The organism is Clostridium culturomicium, assembly GCF_000821305.1.
Taxonomy (GTDB): domain Bacteria; phylum Bacillota; class Clostridia; order Clostridiales; family Clostridiaceae; genus Clostridium_J; species Clostridium_J culturomicium.
In genome coordinates this window covers 610,464-625,176 of sequence record NZ_CCXK01000016.1, presented here as the reverse complement: position 1 = coordinate 625,176, position 14,713 = coordinate 610,464, and the positions used below count along the sequence as shown (strand labels likewise).

Annotated in this window: 20 protein-coding genes and 1 riboswitch; of the genes, 17 read left to right on the top strand and 3 right to left on the bottom strand. The window is 32.8% G+C overall.

The annotated features are described in order from the left end of the window. Positions 1–151 precede the first annotated feature (151 nt). Positions 152–1,009 carry a metallophosphoesterase gene (locus BN1075_RS12280; protein ID WP_040193440.1) on the top strand — a complete coding sequence of 286 codons (858 nt, stop codon included), beginning with the start codon at positions 152–154 and terminating at the stop codon, positions 1,007–1,009. An 81-nt stretch (positions 1,010–1,090) separates the two neighbouring features. Here the strand turns inward: BN1075_RS12280 and BN1075_RS22445 are convergent, their stop codons facing one another. The 3 genes from BN1075_RS22445 to BN1075_RS12270 all read right to left on the bottom strand — a co-directional run bounded on the left by BN1075_RS22445 (position 1,091) and on the right by BN1075_RS12270 (position 3,062). Further along, positions 1,091–1,414 (bottom strand): MFS transporter, encoded by a 324-nt coding sequence (locus BN1075_RS22445; protein ID WP_235777791.1) that lies wholly within the window; start codon positions 1,412–1,414, stop codon positions 1,091–1,093. A 10-nt stretch (positions 1,415–1,424) separates the two neighbouring features. Then, positions 1,425–2,339, bottom strand: coding sequence for an MFS transporter (locus tag BN1075_RS12275; protein ID WP_235777790.1), 915 nt, complete (start codon positions 2,337–2,339; stop codon positions 1,425–1,427). A gap of 75 nt (positions 2,340–2,414) precedes the next feature. After that, complete coding sequence (locus BN1075_RS12270; RefSeq protein WP_040193439.1) at positions 2,415–3,062, bottom strand: TetR/AcrR family transcriptional regulator; 648 nt, start codon at positions 3,060–3,062, stop codon at positions 2,415–2,417. A 682-nt stretch (positions 3,063–3,744) separates the two neighbouring features. Between BN1075_RS12270 and BN1075_RS12265 the strand changes: the two genes are divergently transcribed. From BN1075_RS12265 to hemA, 16 genes are all read left to right on the top strand, one after another. Then, on the top strand, positions 3,745–4,200 hold the full coding sequence (locus BN1075_RS12265; protein ID WP_040193438.1) for a DUF2975 domain-containing protein: 456 nt from the start codon (positions 3,745–3,747) through the stop codon (positions 4,198–4,200). An 11-nt stretch (positions 4,201–4,211) separates the two neighbouring features. Then, a complete protein-coding gene (locus BN1075_RS12260) occupies positions 4,212–4,421 on the top strand; it encodes a helix-turn-helix domain-containing protein (RefSeq protein WP_040193437.1) in 210 nt (69 codons plus the stop codon). A 53-nt stretch (positions 4,422–4,474) separates the two neighbouring features. Next, positions 4,475–4,684 (top strand): DUF3955 domain-containing protein, encoded by a 210-nt coding sequence (locus BN1075_RS12255; RefSeq protein WP_040193436.1) that lies wholly within the window; start codon positions 4,475–4,477, stop codon positions 4,682–4,684. A 68-nt stretch (positions 4,685–4,752) separates the two neighbouring features. Then, positions 4,753–5,262, top strand: coding sequence for a hypothetical protein (locus BN1075_RS12250; protein ID WP_040193435.1), 510 nt, complete (start codon positions 4,753–4,755; stop codon positions 5,260–5,262). Between the two features lie 36 nt (positions 5,263–5,298). Next, on the top strand, positions 5,299–5,688 hold the full coding sequence (locus BN1075_RS12245) for a hypothetical protein (protein WP_040193434.1): 390 nt from the start codon (positions 5,299–5,301) through the stop codon (positions 5,686–5,688). Positions 5,689–5,823: 135 nt separating this feature from the next. After that, entirely contained in the window at positions 5,824–6,204 is a 381-nt protein-coding gene (locus BN1075_RS12240; RefSeq protein ID WP_081911573.1) for a DUF2975 domain-containing protein, read from the top strand. Positions 6,205–6,222: 18 nt separating this feature from the next. Further along, the gene (locus BN1075_RS12235; RefSeq protein ID WP_040193433.1) at positions 6,223–6,675 is read left to right on the top strand and encodes a hypothetical protein; all 453 of its coding nucleotides are present in this window, start codon (positions 6,223–6,225) and stop codon (positions 6,673–6,675) included. Between the two features lie 153 nt (positions 6,676–6,828). Beyond that, a riboswitch (cobalamin riboswitch) is annotated at positions 6,829–7,032 on the top strand. A gap of 211 nt (positions 7,033–7,243) precedes the next feature. Beyond that, positions 7,244–7,951 (top strand): energy-coupling factor ABC transporter permease, encoded by a 708-nt coding sequence (locus BN1075_RS12230; protein WP_449727766.1) that lies wholly within the window; start codon positions 7,244–7,246, stop codon positions 7,949–7,951. An 18-nt stretch (positions 7,952–7,969) separates the two neighbouring features. Further along, positions 7,970–8,263, top strand: coding sequence for an energy-coupling factor ABC transporter substrate-binding protein (locus tag BN1075_RS12225; protein ID WP_040193429.1), 294 nt, complete (start codon positions 7,970–7,972; stop codon positions 8,261–8,263). Next, the gene (gene cbiQ, locus BN1075_RS12220) at positions 8,260–9,045 is read left to right on the top strand and encodes a cobalt ECF transporter T component CbiQ (RefSeq protein ID WP_040193428.1); all 786 of its coding nucleotides are present in this window, start codon (positions 8,260–8,262) and stop codon (positions 9,043–9,045) included. Before BN1075_RS12225 ends, cbiQ begins: the two co-directional genes overlap by 4 nt. 20 nt (positions 9,046–9,065) lie before the next feature. Beyond that, positions 9,066–9,920, top strand: coding sequence for an ATP-binding cassette domain-containing protein (locus tag BN1075_RS12215; protein WP_040193427.1), 855 nt, complete (start codon positions 9,066–9,068; stop codon positions 9,918–9,920). Further along, positions 9,917–11,041: a cobalt-precorrin-5B (C(1))-methyltransferase CbiD gene (cbiD, locus tag BN1075_RS12210; protein WP_040193426.1), complete on the top strand. Its 1,125-nt coding sequence runs from the start codon at positions 9,917–9,919 to the stop codon at positions 11,039–11,041. The genes BN1075_RS12215 and cbiD overlap by 4 nt, the downstream gene beginning before the upstream one ends. Positions 11,042–11,043: 2 nt before the next feature. Further along, positions 11,044–11,730, top strand: a complete 687-nt coding sequence (gene cobI, locus BN1075_RS12205) for a precorrin-2 C(20)-methyltransferase (RefSeq protein WP_040193425.1) — start codon at positions 11,044–11,046, stop codon at positions 11,728–11,730. Further along, positions 11,730–12,485, top strand: coding sequence for a precorrin-4 C(11)-methyltransferase (cobM, locus tag BN1075_RS12200; RefSeq protein WP_040193424.1), 756 nt, complete (start codon positions 11,730–11,732; stop codon positions 12,483–12,485). Before cobI ends, cobM begins: the two co-directional genes overlap by 1 nt. Then, on the top strand, positions 12,485–13,522 hold the full coding sequence (locus tag BN1075_RS12195) for a cobalt-precorrin 5A hydrolase (protein ID WP_040193423.1): 1,038 nt from the start codon (positions 12,485–12,487) through the stop codon (positions 13,520–13,522). Before cobM ends, BN1075_RS12195 begins: the two co-directional genes overlap by 1 nt. Then, a complete protein-coding gene (gene hemA, locus BN1075_RS12190; RefSeq protein ID WP_081911572.1) occupies positions 13,519–14,703 on the top strand; it encodes a glutamyl-tRNA reductase in 1,185 nt (394 codons plus the stop codon). Before BN1075_RS12195 ends, hemA begins: the two co-directional genes overlap by 4 nt. Positions 14,704–14,713 lie beyond the last annotated feature (10 nt).

The following is a 14,713-nucleotide window of genomic DNA, read 5'->3' as shown; positions in this document are numbered from 1 at the left end:
TAGGATTTTCAGTATAATAGGTATATGAAAAAAGGAGATTCATTCTAACTTTATTTGAAGGAGTAATCAAAGAGTAAGTAGGAGTGACTAAGTCAAAGATTTGGAATGTCATGTCTGGACACTCACTTAAGGAGGTAGAGAAAGTAATAAGATGATATGGACAATAATACCTATAGTAGGTGCAACAACTGTAGTTGGAGCAGGTTTATATTATGGAAATAACCATATAGAGGTTTCTAAGTATGATGTTTCATCTTCCAAGATACCAAAGGCTTTTAATGGATATAAAATATTGCAGTTATCAGATTTGCATTCGAAAAGCTTTGGAGAAGATAATAGAAGGTTAATTGAAGTGATTGATAAAGAGAAACCTGATATTGTAGTAATGACAGGTGATATGATAAATTCTTTTGAAGAAGAGTTTTGTGTGTTTTTAGACTTGGCTGAAAAGCTTAAAAAGTATAAAGTGTATTTTGTTGAGGGGAACAATGAAACAAAACTTTCAAGGGAGGAAAAATTAGAATTTATAAAAGAGCTGAAAAATAGAGGTGTAAGAATCCTTGATAATGAGAAAATTAGACTTACAAAGGATGGAAGCTTTATAGGGCTTTATGGAGTGTGGTGTGATCTTTGCTATTATAAAGAAATAAAAAGTGTTTATAAAAAAGATACTTATTTTCAAAAGAAGAATATTGAAAAAGTCTTAGGCTATACTGACAAAAAAGAATTTAATATACTTTTGGCACATAATCCACTTTATTTTGATACCTATGCAAAGTGGGGAGCAGACTTAACCTTGTCTGGTCATATTCATGGAGGACTCATTAGAATCCCAGGCGTTGGAGGATTGCTTTCACCAGAAAGAAAATTCTTTCCAAAGTATAGTAAGGGACAGTATGAGATTAAAGATAGTAAGCTTATTGTAAACCGTGGCTTAGGTGGAAAACCACTTTTACCGAGGGTGTTTAATAAGCCAGAGATTTCGGTTATTACTTTAAGCAGTGAGTAAATAAATGTCCCTTTATATCAACAGTTTTAGAAGATAACTGTTTTTATAAAGGGATATTTTATGAGGATAAATATTTTTTAATTATCGAGTTGCTTCTGTAGCAGTATGCTCAATTTTTATGTCCTTAAAAATTTTTTTTGAAGCTATTGCAATAAAAATTGAAGTTATTGCTGAGCCAAGTAAAATAATCCATATGCTATCTTGAAATTTATCAAATATAAATCCATAGATTGCTTGTCCAATTGGTTGTGCACACATTGAAAATGCAATCATGCAAGCAATAATTTTACCAACTAGATTTTGAGGTGTTTCTGTTTGAACGGCTGCTATCATTTGGACACTAAATATAGTTGAAAAAGTCATTATTAAGAAGCAACAAGCCGTAATAATACTATAACTCATCATATTAGAAGCATTAAGTAGTAGCGGTATTCCCATGATACCAATGCAGATACTTGAAAGTAATAATAGGTAGTGTGAGTTTTTCACCTAATACTGCTGTTAATATTCCACCACAAAGTCCACCTAAAGCAAGGATACTTTGAGATACACCTAAAAGACTGTCACTCAGATTAAGTATATCAATAATTAGAACAGGGATACCAACTATCATCATCGCAGTTAAAACTAGATTAAAGAGAGATATTAATACAATGATTTTTATTAAAATCGGCTTTTCATTTTTCATATAATTTATGCTTTCAGATAAATCATTTTTTACAATTGCAATCATATTTTGATTATCATTTCTTTTTTTGTATGGTATGTGAATAAAAATTTCCATAATAGCTGATAACGTAAAACAAATAATACTAATTGTTAAAATTGGAATAATACCAAATGTACCAAACAGCATACCACCAATAATAGGGCCTAAAAGATTAGATAAAGCACCTATTTGATTTATTATTGCACCGGCAGATAGTATTTTTTTAGAGCTTACTAATGAGGGAATGCTGGCTTGTACAGTTGGGTGATATATTCCACTAATTCCATATAGAATCATTAAAATAATTATAAACAGAGGAACAATAGAAAGCTTGTTTAAAGCAAGTAATAAAAATATAACAACAAGGGCAGTTATAAAATCCAGGATTACCATAATATTTCGCTTGTTAAATCTATCTGCTAGTACACCTCCTACTAAAGATAAAAAAATCATTGGTAGAAAAGAACAGGCAGTAACAATTCCAAATAAAGCTGCAGATCCAGTTGTTCGTAGAAGATAAAGAGGCAAGGCAAAACGGAGAATGGAATTACCAAATAGGGATATAATTTGACCTATTACCACAAGGATAAAATTTTTAGTAAATAATTTTTGTTCATTCATATTAACACTCCTTTAATACAGACTGACGGTATGTATAATATTAAAAATAATCTGCCCATAATTGGACAGCTATTTTTATTTAACGTAATTTTTGCAATACTCAACGTATTGAGATATTGTTTCTTGATCTAATAAATTTAGACCTATTCCTTGTAAAAGGCAACTGAAGAATTCAAGTTTTTGCTTCATTTCTTCTGGGGTTGTTTTAGCTATAATGGGATTTATCCAAATATTAACTAGAACAATAATAACTTCAGAGAGTTCCTTTGGATATTTAGTTTGAATTGAACCATCCATAATCCCTTCTTCAATAACAGGTTGAATATAGAGTGGTGCTACAACTTCAAAAATATCAGTAATTTGAGCCAATAAAAACTTAGGGTCACTACCTATCTTAGAGGTCATTGCAACAACAGCTTCGTTATTAGGATTTGAATATGCAGATTGCACCATTACCTTTAACTTTTCATATCCAGATAGATCTTTGCTATCACGAATACTCCTATAATAAACAGTGTTATCATCACCTATTTTTTTGCATACAGCTTCAAAAATTTCTTCTTTAGATTTGAAGTGGTGATATATAGCTCCTTTTGAAAGGCCGCCTAAGTTATTGATAATATCTTGAATTGATGTATTTTCATATCCCTTTTCAATAAATAGTTTTAGTGATTGATCTACAATTAATTTTATAGTTTCCTCCGGATATTTATTTCTTGCCATAAAGAATCGCCTCCATACATACCGTTGGTATCTATAATAGCATAGTAAATTTATATTAGCAAGAAAAATTAAAAAAATAATCTTTGACATTATAAATGTAGTCCTCATTAAAATTCAATCTTTCTAGGTCGGTACGTGTTGTTCAAGATGAGTATATATCTTGCAATTTACTGCATTCGCTCATAGAAGCATTTTTAATTAAGAGGTTTTCAGTTTCAATTAAGTCAATAAGCGGACTCCTCATAAAATACTCCAATTTATAAATTTAATTAATTATATACACTTTAGAGAGTAAAGGTTCCAAAATAAATCATGAGGCAACATATTATTTTAGAATAAAAATATATTAATATACAACAATATTTTATCGTTTTACGATAAAAATATATTGACACACACTATTGTTCTTGATAAAATTTAATTAAAGATTAAAATGTTGGGAGTCTCATGAAAGAAAAGATATGTATGGGGGTTTTAGGATGTTATGATTTGTTTTTGGCATAAGAGGAAATATATTACGGAAGTAAAACGGCATTGTGAGTATTCTTTTTCTTGAGTTTGTTGATTTCTATAAAAGTATTAGGGGGAGTTTACTTACCAATAGGTATATTTATTATTTTAAGTACAATTCAAATATTATTTGCAGGTATGGCAGGAGTCATTTATTTTAGGAGGACTAAGGATGAAAAAAATTTTTAAAGTGTTTCTTTATGGATTATCAATTATGTGTGTGGGTTTAGTTATAATTGCAGCAGTATTATTACCTAAGCTTGTGGACTGGTATTTTCTAAATTTCTTAGCAGCAGGTGTTAGATTTAATAAGCTTGAAGTAATTATTTTTCTTTACATTTCAGCAATACCATTTTTATTTATAGGAATATCTGTAGTTAAGTTAAGTAAGAGATTACTTGATGGAAATGTATTTTATAAAAGCAGTATGAAGGAATTAAAGATAATAAGCATTTGTTCCCTCACAGATTTCTTAATTTTCTTAGTAGGTACAGTTTTTATTTATAGAAATTTAGTCTGTTTAGTTGTGATGATGGGTGCATTAATGGTATTTATCATATCCTCAATAGTTAGAGAACTTATTGGAAGTGGTATTGAACTCCAAGAAGAAAATGATCTGACAATATAGGAGGAATTGAAATGATAGTAGTAAATTTGGATGTAATGATGGCGAAAAGAAAAATGTCCTCCACTGAACTCTCAGACAGACTAGGAATAACCATGGCTAACTTATCTATTTTAAAAAATAATAAGGCTAAGGCAATCAGGTTTACAACCTTAGAAGCAATATGTGAAGCTTTAGACTGTCAGCCAGGAGATATTTTGGAGTATAGAAAAGATACGGAATAGAAGTTAAATATTTGTAATAAGTTTAAAAATATTTTATAAAGGAGTAGATAGTTATGAAAAAATATATACCAAGCGGAGTGTTTCTTGGTTTAGCAATTGTATGTGCAGTAGCCTTTAATGTTATTGGATCAAAAGTACTTGAGGATGGAACATTAGTAGAGCCTTTCTTTTTAATACCAATGATGTGGTTATTTATTGCAATCTCAGGTATTACATTGGGAGCTGCACTTATATTGTCACGCATGAAAAGGAAGCAGATATAAATCTGCTTTCTCTTTTAAGAATAATATACAGAATATTAGAATATTTGTGGATTTTAGGTGATATAAAGATGAAAAATAGAATTGCTTTAGCAATAGTTGTAATTATTAGTGCATACGCTTTGCTGGGATGTTCAGTTACATCTGATGAAAAGTATATTGAAGAACAAATAGGTATTAATATACCAGAACCTGAAAATATAAGTTATGTTGATGAACATGGTGGATTTCATGGAGATGGACATACATTTGCAAAGGTTGAATTTTTGGCTCAGGATAAAGAAACTATTTTGAATGAGCTTAAAGAAAATTCAAAGTGGTGTGAATTGCCATTAAGTGAGAATCTTAATTTATTCATGTATGGCGGTATGAGAGATGGAACTTCATATGGTTATAATATTGCGGGAGAATTAGGAATTCCTAAAATTGAAAACGGGTATTGGTATTTTTTTGACCGTCATAGTGAAAGTATAGATGCTTCAAGTGATACAAAATTATTTAATCGTTTTTCCTTTAATTTAACAATAGCTATGTATGATGCAGATACAAATATTTTGTATTATGTTGAATTTGATACGTAGCTTAAGCAATATAAATCGTGTAGGAGGTATTTATTGATGAAAAAGAAATTTAGTATGGTAATTGCACTTGGAATTTTACTTATAGTAGTTATTGGCTGCAGCAACAGGTCTAATGTTGTAGCAGAAGAGGAAAATTTAATAATTATCAACAATACCAATCAAAAGATTTATTCCTTTGGTATAGAACAAAGAAATTCCTCAGGCGGAGGTCAGTATGCTGATGAAAGCCCTGTTAAAAAGGGAGAGAGATTTGGCTTCCAAATGGATAAATATGATGGCTGTGAATTTGTGTTAACTGCTAAGGACAAAGGCGGGAATGAAATTTTAAGAACTCAGCAGTTTAAGGAAAACTTTAGTGAAAATAAGGTCACTATTTTAATAAATGAAGATGAAAGTGGTAAGTTATATGCTGAAGTATCAGAGTAAGAGTTTAAAGTAAGAAAGGAGATTTAAAATGGGAAATACAGTAATAAAAAGCAGTATTATTATAATTCTTTATTTCTTTGCATTGGCATTATCATTTTTTTAATATCTCTTCCATTCGGAATTTATAGTGAGATAATGGTGAAATTGAATGATGGAGGACTTGAAGCAGTACACTTGGTTGTTGGTGCTATGAATATGTTATATTTCATTGGATATTTAGTTGTAATTATAATGTTGATACAGATAATTGATAGTACTAATAATAGTCCTTTTATCTATAAAAATGTGAAACGCTTTAGGGTTATGGGTGTATTTTTAACAATAAATGCTGTGTATGAGTGCATTAGAGGATATGGTGATAATAAATTTGCTGGTATACAAATTTTATCTAATGGAAATGGAGCTATCTCACCACTTATGATGATCGGAATAATATCAGCTTTAATGTGTTTTGTCTTGGCAGAGGTGTTTAAAAAAGCTGTTGAAATTAAAAATGATAATGATCTAACTATATAGAGTCATAGGTTTGTAGTTATGTTGAAAAGAAATATAGTTTTAATTTTAAGTGCTTCTGTGATTGTACTATTTATAATAATTGTAGGGGTTTTAGAGGTGACCTTTATTGGAAAGGGGTATGATGAAATATTCAAGGCGAATTGGGATATAAGTTTACCGAGTGGATATGAACAGGTATATGAAAAGGATAGTGGATCTAGTTTTCTAGGAGATGGAGAAAGATTTCATATATTCAGGTATAAATATGCTGAAAAGGTTAAACAGTGTATAGACTGGTATAAGGGGACTAGTATAGTTCTGGAGGCAGAGGTTGCGGAGGTACTTAATAGCTTAGATATACCGGAGGCTGTGATTCCTGATTTTAATGTTGAGTATAAATATTATATCAAAAGAAATTCTGATTCTTCAAAGCTGTATCTTATTTTGAATGAAGAAATGAAGAAACTTTATATTATTGAAAATATTTTTTAATGCTTTAATTAGCATTAATGAAATTTACTAATATTTATTGATGTATAGAATTGGATAAAAATATTTGAAAGTTTATTTTAAATTTTAAGAAAATATTGAAAAGGGACTATTGAAATGTTATGATAAAAATAGAGTTGAAAAAATAACAATTAAATATAGTATTGGGATATTGGTTGTATATTTTATATACATGAAAATGGGAATTAGGTTAGAATCCTGAACAGTCCTGCTGCCGTATTAACGGAGAATGCTTTCTAGTTTTACTAAAGTTAAAAAAGCCACTGAATTTTTATTTGGGAAGGCGAAAGCAAACAATGATGTTTAAGTCGGAAGACCTGCCAATATTGTCCGCATAATAGTTATTATGCGGAGTGCTATGACTTCACAGAGTATGAAGGGTGTAGTTTGCCATGATGAAATTAAGGATTTAATATCGATGTAGATTTTAAATGCTTAGCTTTATTATGTTTTAAATATGCAAACTTAAAGCCTTTACTTCTTTGAAGTAAAGGCTTTCATTTTTTAAGGAGGGGTTTGTATGAATAAAAAAATTTCAAAGTTTCAAGTGATGGTTTTAACGTTAGCGGTAGTGTTGTTAATTCCTAAGAGTGCATATGCAATGCATATTGCAGAAGGATATTTACAGCCTGCATGGTGTATTGGTTGGGGAGTTTTATGTATTCCTTTTGTTGTAATGGGTTTCTTTGCAATAAAAAACAAGGTGGCAGTATCATCTAAGCATTTAGTATTATTTGCAATGTGTGGAGCTTTTGCTTTTGTTTTATCAGCACTTAAAATTCCATCAGTTACAGGTAGCTGTTCACATCCTACAGGTGTTGGATTAGGTGCTATTTTATTTGGACCTTTAGCAATGGCAGTCATTGGAGTGATTATACTTCTATTCCAAGCTATTTTACTTGCTCATGGTGGAATATCTACTCTTGGAGCTAACACTTTTTCAATGGCAATTGTTGGTCCATTAGTTTCTTATGGAGTATTTAAGCTTTCTAAAAAGTGGGGAGCTAATAACGGTGTTGCAGTATTTTTAGCAGCAGCACTTGGAAACTTACTTACTTATGTTGTAACATCAGTTCAGCTTGCTTTGGCATTCCCAGATGCTGGAACAGGAATAATGGGTTCTTTGGTTAAGTTCTTAACTATATTTGCACTTACACAGGTACCATTAGCAATATGTGAAGGTTTAGTTACAGTAGTTATATACAATATATTAGAAAAGTACAGTAGAAAAGAATTAATAGAGTTATCAGTATTATAGTAGGGGAGGAAATATAGAATGAAGTTATATCAAAAGAATTTGCTATTATTATTATTAGTTATTGTTATTGCAGCAGCACCTCTTTTACTTTTAAAAAATGCTGAATTTGGTGGTGCAGATGGACTTGCTATGGATGCAATCACTGAGATAGATCCAGATTATGAGCCTTGGGCTGACTCAATTTTAGAACCAAAGAGTGGGGAGATTGAATCTTTACTTTTTGCACTACAAGCAGCAATAGGTACTGGAGTAGTGGCTTTTGTTCTTGGAAGAATTACAGCTAAGAAGCCACAGGTTAAAGAAAGCAAATGATCCAAATAGATAATTATGCATATAAGTCAAAGCTTTTAAATGTGGACCCAAAAGGAAAATTAATATTTTCTATATCTATATTGTCAATATGCTTACTGATGAATTCACCATCAGTAGGCATACTGACAATTTTATTAATGGGGGTTATAACAATTAGAACTAGTGGTATTTCAATGAAGAAATATATTAAACTTCTAGGTATACCTTTAGCATTCTTAGTTATTGGTACTGTTACCGTTATGATAAATAGGTATGATGTAAATCAATCAATACTAATTGGGTTTCATGTCGGAAATTTTCAGTATGGTGTTGATGAGTTGTCATTGTCACAGGGAATTACATTAATAACTAGGGCTTTAGGTGCAGTGAGTGCAATGTATTTTTTAGCTCTTAATACTCCAATGATAGAACTGTTTGAATTTTTGAGAGGAACAAGACTTCCTAACTTATTGGTGTCATTAATGGAACTTATATACAGATTTATATTTATTATTTGGGAAGAGGCCTCCAATATGAGAATAGCTCAAGCATCAAGACTTGGAAATGCAAGTTTTAAAACTGCAGTTAGATCAACTGGAGAAATGATTAGTATGATTTTTATACGTGCTTATAAGAGAGCAGATAGAATTTTTATGGCTTTAGAATCAAGAGGATATAATGGAGAAGTTAGATTTTTTAAAGAAGAGTATAAGTCTGCAAGAAAGTTATATATTAGTACTTGCACATTAAGTTTGTTTTTGATTGTTGTAGGTTTAGTAGAAAAAATAGTTTTTAAAGGTTGATTCACATGGGAGGTTACAAAATGGCAATACTTGAAACAAGGGATTTAAGCTATTCCTATGATGGAGAGAATAAAGCAATAGATAATATAAATATAAAGATTCCAAAAGGAAAGATAACTGCAATTATGGGAGGAAATGGAGCTGGAAAGTCTACTTTTTTTCTTAACTTAAATGGAGTTCTTACACCAGACTCAGGAAAAGTATATTTTAAAGGAAATGAAGTTGTTTACAATAAGAAAGGCATTCGTGAAATGAGAAAGGAAGTAGGCATTGTATTTCAAGACCCAAATGACCAGCTTTTTTCTTCAAGTGTTAGAAAGGATATTTCCTTTGGTGCAATAAATTTAGGACTTTCAGAGCAAGAGGTAAAAAAAAGAGTTGACGATGCTATTAAAAGAGTTGGAATAGAGGAATTAGAGTATAGACCGACTCATGCTTTAAGTTATGGTCAAAAGAAAAGGGTGGCAATAGCAGGGGTTCTTGTTATGGAGCCAGAAGTTATGATTTTAGATGAACCTACAGCAGGCCTTGATCCGGCAGGAGTTAGTGAGATTATGACTCTTTTATTAGAGATAAATAGGTCTATGGGAATTTCAGTTGTAATAGCAACCCATGATATAGATATTATTCCTTTATATTGTAATCATGCTTTTGTTTTTGATAAAGGCAGAGTAATTATAGAAGGAACACCTAAAGAAATATTTTCAAAGGCTGATATATTAAGAAAGCATTCTTTAAGAATTCCAAGAATAGCTCATTTGATGGAGATTTTAAAGGATAAAGACTATATAAATGTTGATGAAAGTGCAGCTACAATTTCAGCTGCAAGAGCAAGTATAAAGAAGGTATTTTCAGAGAGAAGAGTGGAAGAATGAAGGAATATGTAGTTAAGGACGGAAAGAAGCTGAAGCTTGGGTTCACAACAGGAAGCTGTGCCACGGCAGCATCAAAGGCTGCAGCTACAATGCTTTTAACTGGAGAAGTTCAGGAGCAGGTACGTTTAGAAACTCCTAAAGGAATACTTTTAAATTTAGAAGTTGAAGATATTACATCAGATAAGGAAAGTGTGAGCTGTAAGATTATTAAAGATGGTGGAGATGACCCAGATGCCACCCATGGAATGAAAATTTGTGCAACGGTGAAGAAAATACCTTTTGGGATAGAAATAGATGGTGGAAAAGGCGTAGGAAGAGTAACCAAAGAAGGGCTTGCTTGTAGTGTGGGTGAAGCAGCAATAAATCCAACACCTAGGCTTATGATTAAAGAAGCTTTAATAGAAGTGGCTGAAAAACATAATTATAAAGGCGGATTTAAGGTGATTATCAGTGCTGATGGAGGAGAAGAAGTTGCAAAGAGAACATTTAATCCACGACTTGGAATTATTGGAGGCATATCAATTCTTGGAACCAGCGGCATTGTTGAGCCAATGAGTGAAAGAGCTTTGATTGAAACTATCCATGTTGAGATAGATAGCAGAACGTCTAAGGGTGAAGATAAGTTATTAATATGCCCAGGTAATTATGGAAGAGATTTTGCACTAAGGGAATTTAATATTGACTTAGAAACTGGTATTAAGTGTTCTAATTATATTGGAGAAGCTCTAGATTATTCTGTTTATAAAGGTGTTAAGAGAATTATGCTCATTGGGCATGCAGGGAAAATCAGTAAGGTGGCAGCAGGGATAATGAATACCCATTCTAGAATGGCTGATGGGAGAAAAGAAATTTTTGCAGCCCATGGGGCCATGGCAGGAGCAACCAGAGAGCAGGTAATGCGAATCATGGAGGCCACAACCACGGATGAAATTGATTGCCTTTTAGAAGAAATGAAATTGAAAGATAAAGTTTGGAAAACAGTTATGGATAAAATTGTTGAAAACTTAAAATATAGAATTGGAGACCAATGTGATATTGAAGTGATGACCTTTACTAATAAAGGAAGATATATATATATGACAGAAGGGGCCAGAGGGTTAATAAAAGAATTGGAGGATTAAAAATGAAGGGGATTTTATACGGAGTAGGAGTTGGACCAGGAGATAAGAAGTTTTTAACCTTGGCAGCAGTGGATACTTTAAAGAAGGCTGATATTATTGCAGTACCTGATACTGGTGGAGAAAAGACAGCAATGAACATTGTTGCTGAATTTATAGAGGGAAAAGAGATTTTATATTGTGATATGCCAATGACAAGAGATGCAGAAAGGTTAAAAGCAGGACATAACAGTAGTGCTGATGCAATTATAAAAAGGCTGGATGAGGGATTGAATGTTGCATTTATTACATTAGGAGACCCTTGTGTATATTCAACCTATATGTATGTTCATAGGAGTGTATTAGCAAAGGGGTATGATGCCGAAATTATATCAGGGGTTACTTCCTTTTGTGCAGCGGCTGCAGCATTAAATATATCTCTTTGTGATGGTGCTGATGCTCTGCATATTATTCCAGCATCCTATGAGGGTACTGACGAACTTTTAAAGCTTCAGGGAAATAAAGTGCTTATGAAAAGTGGGAAAAGTCTTGGCAAGGTGAAGGATTCTTTAAGAGAATTAGGTTATGATAATTCATCACAGATGGTTGAATGCTGTGCCATGGCAAATGAGAAGACATATAAAAGTTTAAGTGAGATTCCAGATGAATCAAGCTACTTTTCAATTATTATAGTTAAGGGAGACGAGAAATAATGGTTTATTTTATAGGGGCAGGCCCAGGGGCTTTTGATTTGATAACAGTTAGAGGAAAGAATTTATTAGAGCAGGCTGATGTAGTGATATATGCAGGGTCTTTAGTTAACCCAAAACTCTTAGATTACACAAAACCAGGATGTGAAATACATAATAGTGCTTCAATGACACTGGAACAAGTTATTCAGGTTATGGAAAAGGGCGAAAGTCAAAGTAAGATGACAGTTAGACTACATACTGGGGATCCAAGCATTTATGGAGCAATTAGAGAACAGATGGATATTTTAATTGAAAAGGGAATTGAGTACAGTGTAGTGCCAGGAGTAAGTTCCTTCTGTGGTGCGGCTGCAGCTTTAAAGACTGAGTATACTTTGCCAACAGTGAGCCAGACAGTAATTTTAACTCGTATGGAGGGCAGAACTCCAGTTCCAGAGAAAGAAGAAATTTCAAAATTGGCATCACATCAAGCATCAATGGCTTTATTTTTAAGTGCAGGAATGCTTGAGGAGCTTAGCAGAAGACTTATAAAAGGTGGATATAACGCAGATACGCCAGCAGCTATAGTTTACAAAGCCACTTGGCCAGATGAAAGGATTGTACGCACAACAATTGAAAATTTAAGCCAGGCAGCAAAGGAAAATGAAATCAGTAAAACAGCATTAATTTTAGTTGGTGGTTTCCTTGGAAATGAGTATGAACGTTCTAAGCTTTATGATCCTACCTTTACCCATGAATTTAGAGAGGCTGAAAAGTAATGAGCATAGTCATTGTTTCCTTTACAAAGGCTGGAACGGAAATTTCAAAGAAATTAAATAAGGCTTTAAAGGATAAAGACTATAGGGTAGAAGCTTTTGGTAAATATCCTTCAGGAATAGTGGGGAAACTAGAAGGCAGTATATATGAGTTTACGAGAACGTGTTTTCAGGAGGAAGTTCAGGGGATCATTTTTGTAGGAGCTTTGGGAATTGCAGTGAGAGCTATTGCAGCTAATATCGTGAGCAAGGGAAAAGATCCCGCAGTAGTTGTTATGGATGATGGAGGCCGCTTTGTGATTCCGGTGCTTTCAGGCCATATAGGCGGTGCAAATGAACTTGCAACATACATTTCAGAAAGATTAGAGGCTATGCCAGTTATTACTACAGCTACTGACGGTCATGGGATTTTTGCTATTGATACCTGGGCAGTAAAGAATCAATGTTCAATATTAGAACTTTCAAAGATAAAATATATTTCTTCAGCTTTACTCAAAGGAGAAAAAGTTGGATTTATGAGTGATTACACTGTGGAAGGCGTTTTCCCAGAAGGAATAGAGGGTGGAATCAATTGCAATACTGGAATATGTATTTCTGCCAATATGAGTAAAAGGCCTTTCGAGGAAACTTTGAACTTGATTCCTAAAGAGTATATAATAGGTGTGGGATGTAGAAAGAATATTCCATCGGAAGCATTTGAAAAAGTATTAAATAATGTATTGAAAGAGCACAATATCTCAGTGATGCAGATAAAAAAAATAGCATCCATTGACATAAAAGCAAGTGAAGTAGCAATTTTAAACTATTGCAAGAAGAATGGACTTGAATTTATAACTTACAGCGCAGAGGAGCTTTTAAAGGTTGAAGGCGAATTTTCATCCTCAGCTTTTGTAAAATCTATAACTGGTGTAGATAATGTATGTGAAAGAGCAGCCCAGAAAGCAAGTGAAGATTTAGAGGGAAAACTTGTTTTAAAAAAGAAGTCTTGTGACGGTATTACAGTAGCTATTTCAAAAATTAACTGGAGGTGCAGATTTTGAATATAATTATGGTTTCCGTTGATCATAAATCTGCGGACATAGAGTCAAGAGAAAAATTTAGCTTTACAGCAAGCGGTGTTAAAGAAGCACTAATAAATATAAAAAGTAACCCTTTAGTAGAAGGAGCGGTATTAATTTGTACCTGTAATCGTACAGAGCTATATTTGTCTTGCAATGAGGGTGATGAGGTTGATGCTGTAGGTCTTTTATGCAAGGAGACAAAGGTTAATCCAAAGGAAATGGAGCAGATATTTAGGGTAAAGCATAATGAGCAAGCCATAAACCATTTAATGGAGGTTGCTTGCGGATTGAGATCCATGATTTTATGTGAAGACCAAATTATAACTCAAGTTAAAAATGCAGCGGCTGTTGCAAGAGAAGTTAAAACAATAGATTCTATATTGGAAACCTTATTTAGGTTGGCGGCAACCTGTGCCAAAAAAGCAAAAACTAATATTAAAGTAAGAGCAGTACCAACCTCTGTTGCTGGGCAGGCGGTGTGCATGCTTGAAGATAAATATGGTTTAAAGGATAAAGATGTTTTAGTTATTGGAAATGGAGAGATGGGAAGAATCTGTTCAACCATGCTAGTGGAAAAAGGTGCTAATGTTACAATAACTCTACGTACTTATAAACATGGAATGACGGTGGTACCTAGAGGTTGCGATACTATTGCATATGATAAAAGGGAAGAATTTTTGCCACAGGTGGAGATGGTTATCAGTGCAACAGCAAGTCCACACTATACAATTACAAAAGACATGGTGGAGGATAGAAAAGTAGAATTGAAGCTTGTTGATTTAGCTCTTCCACGTGATATAGATCCAGCAATTAAAAATACTGAGCTTATTCAATGCTTTAATATAGACAGTTTAGCAAAGCCGGAAGAGTTAGAAAATGGCGATGCCATTGAAAAGATTAGAAATATTATTGAAGAATATAAAGAAGAGTATTACAGATGGTATAAAAATCATTTATGCCAGGATCAAATAAAAGCTATTAAGAAGGTTGTGGCTAAACGTGTAAGTGGTGGCCTTGATATTGATTATGGTGATGAAGTCTATGGAAGTATTATCGAAAAGGCTGTTTATAAAACCGTTGATATTTGTCTTCGTTCTATGAGCGAGGACTTGTCACCAGAGTTTCTTGAAAGTATACAGTTTCATGTAAATAAAAAATAGGGGGATAAAG

Coding starts and splice junctions, on each gene's coding strand:
- BN1075_RS12280 (WP_040193440.1), top strand. CDS start 152: ATGATATGGACAATAATACCTATAGTAGGTGCAACAACTGTAGTTGGA.
- BN1075_RS22445 (WP_235777791.1), bottom strand. CDS start 1,414: ATGATGAGTTATAGTATTATTACGGCTTGTTGCTTCTTAATAATGACT.
- BN1075_RS12275 (WP_235777790.1), bottom strand. CDS start 2,339: ATGAATGAACAAAAATTATTTACTAAAAATTTTATCCTTGTGGTAATA.
- BN1075_RS12270 (WP_040193439.1), bottom strand. CDS start 3,062: ATGGCAAGAAATAAATATCCGGAGGAAACTATAAAATTAATTGTAGAT.
- BN1075_RS12265 (WP_040193438.1), top strand. CDS start 3,745: ATGAAAAAAATTTTTAAAGTGTTTCTTTATGGATTATCAATTATGTGT.
- BN1075_RS12260 (WP_040193437.1), top strand. CDS start 4,212: ATGATAGTAGTAAATTTGGATGTAATGATGGCGAAAAGAAAAATGTCC.
- BN1075_RS12255 (WP_040193436.1), top strand. CDS start 4,475: ATGAAAAAATATATACCAAGCGGAGTGTTTCTTGGTTTAGCAATTGTA.
- BN1075_RS12250 (WP_040193435.1), top strand. CDS start 4,753: ATGAAAAATAGAATTGCTTTAGCAATAGTTGTAATTATTAGTGCATAC.
- BN1075_RS12245 (WP_040193434.1), top strand. CDS start 5,299: ATGAAAAAGAAATTTAGTATGGTAATTGCACTTGGAATTTTACTTATA.
- BN1075_RS12240 (WP_081911573.1), top strand. CDS start 5,824: ATGGTGAAATTGAATGATGGAGGACTTGAAGCAGTACACTTGGTTGTT.
- BN1075_RS12235 (WP_040193433.1), top strand. CDS start 6,223: ATGTTGAAAAGAAATATAGTTTTAATTTTAAGTGCTTCTGTGATTGTA.
- BN1075_RS12230 (WP_449727766.1), top strand. CDS start 7,244: ATGGTTTTAACGTTAGCGGTAGTGTTGTTAATTCCTAAGAGTGCATAT.
- BN1075_RS12225 (WP_040193429.1), top strand. CDS start 7,970: ATGAAGTTATATCAAAAGAATTTGCTATTATTATTATTAGTTATTGTT.
- cbiQ (WP_040193428.1), top strand. CDS start 8,260: ATGATCCAAATAGATAATTATGCATATAAGTCAAAGCTTTTAAATGTG.
- BN1075_RS12215 (WP_040193427.1), top strand. CDS start 9,066: ATGGCAATACTTGAAACAAGGGATTTAAGCTATTCCTATGATGGAGAG.
- cbiD (WP_040193426.1), top strand. CDS start 9,917: ATGAAGGAATATGTAGTTAAGGACGGAAAGAAGCTGAAGCTTGGGTTC.
- cobI (WP_040193425.1), top strand. CDS start 11,044: ATGAAGGGGATTTTATACGGAGTAGGAGTTGGACCAGGAGATAAGAAG.
- cobM (WP_040193424.1), top strand. CDS start 11,730: ATGGTTTATTTTATAGGGGCAGGCCCAGGGGCTTTTGATTTGATAACA.
- BN1075_RS12195 (WP_040193423.1), top strand. CDS start 12,485: ATGAGCATAGTCATTGTTTCCTTTACAAAGGCTGGAACGGAAATTTCA.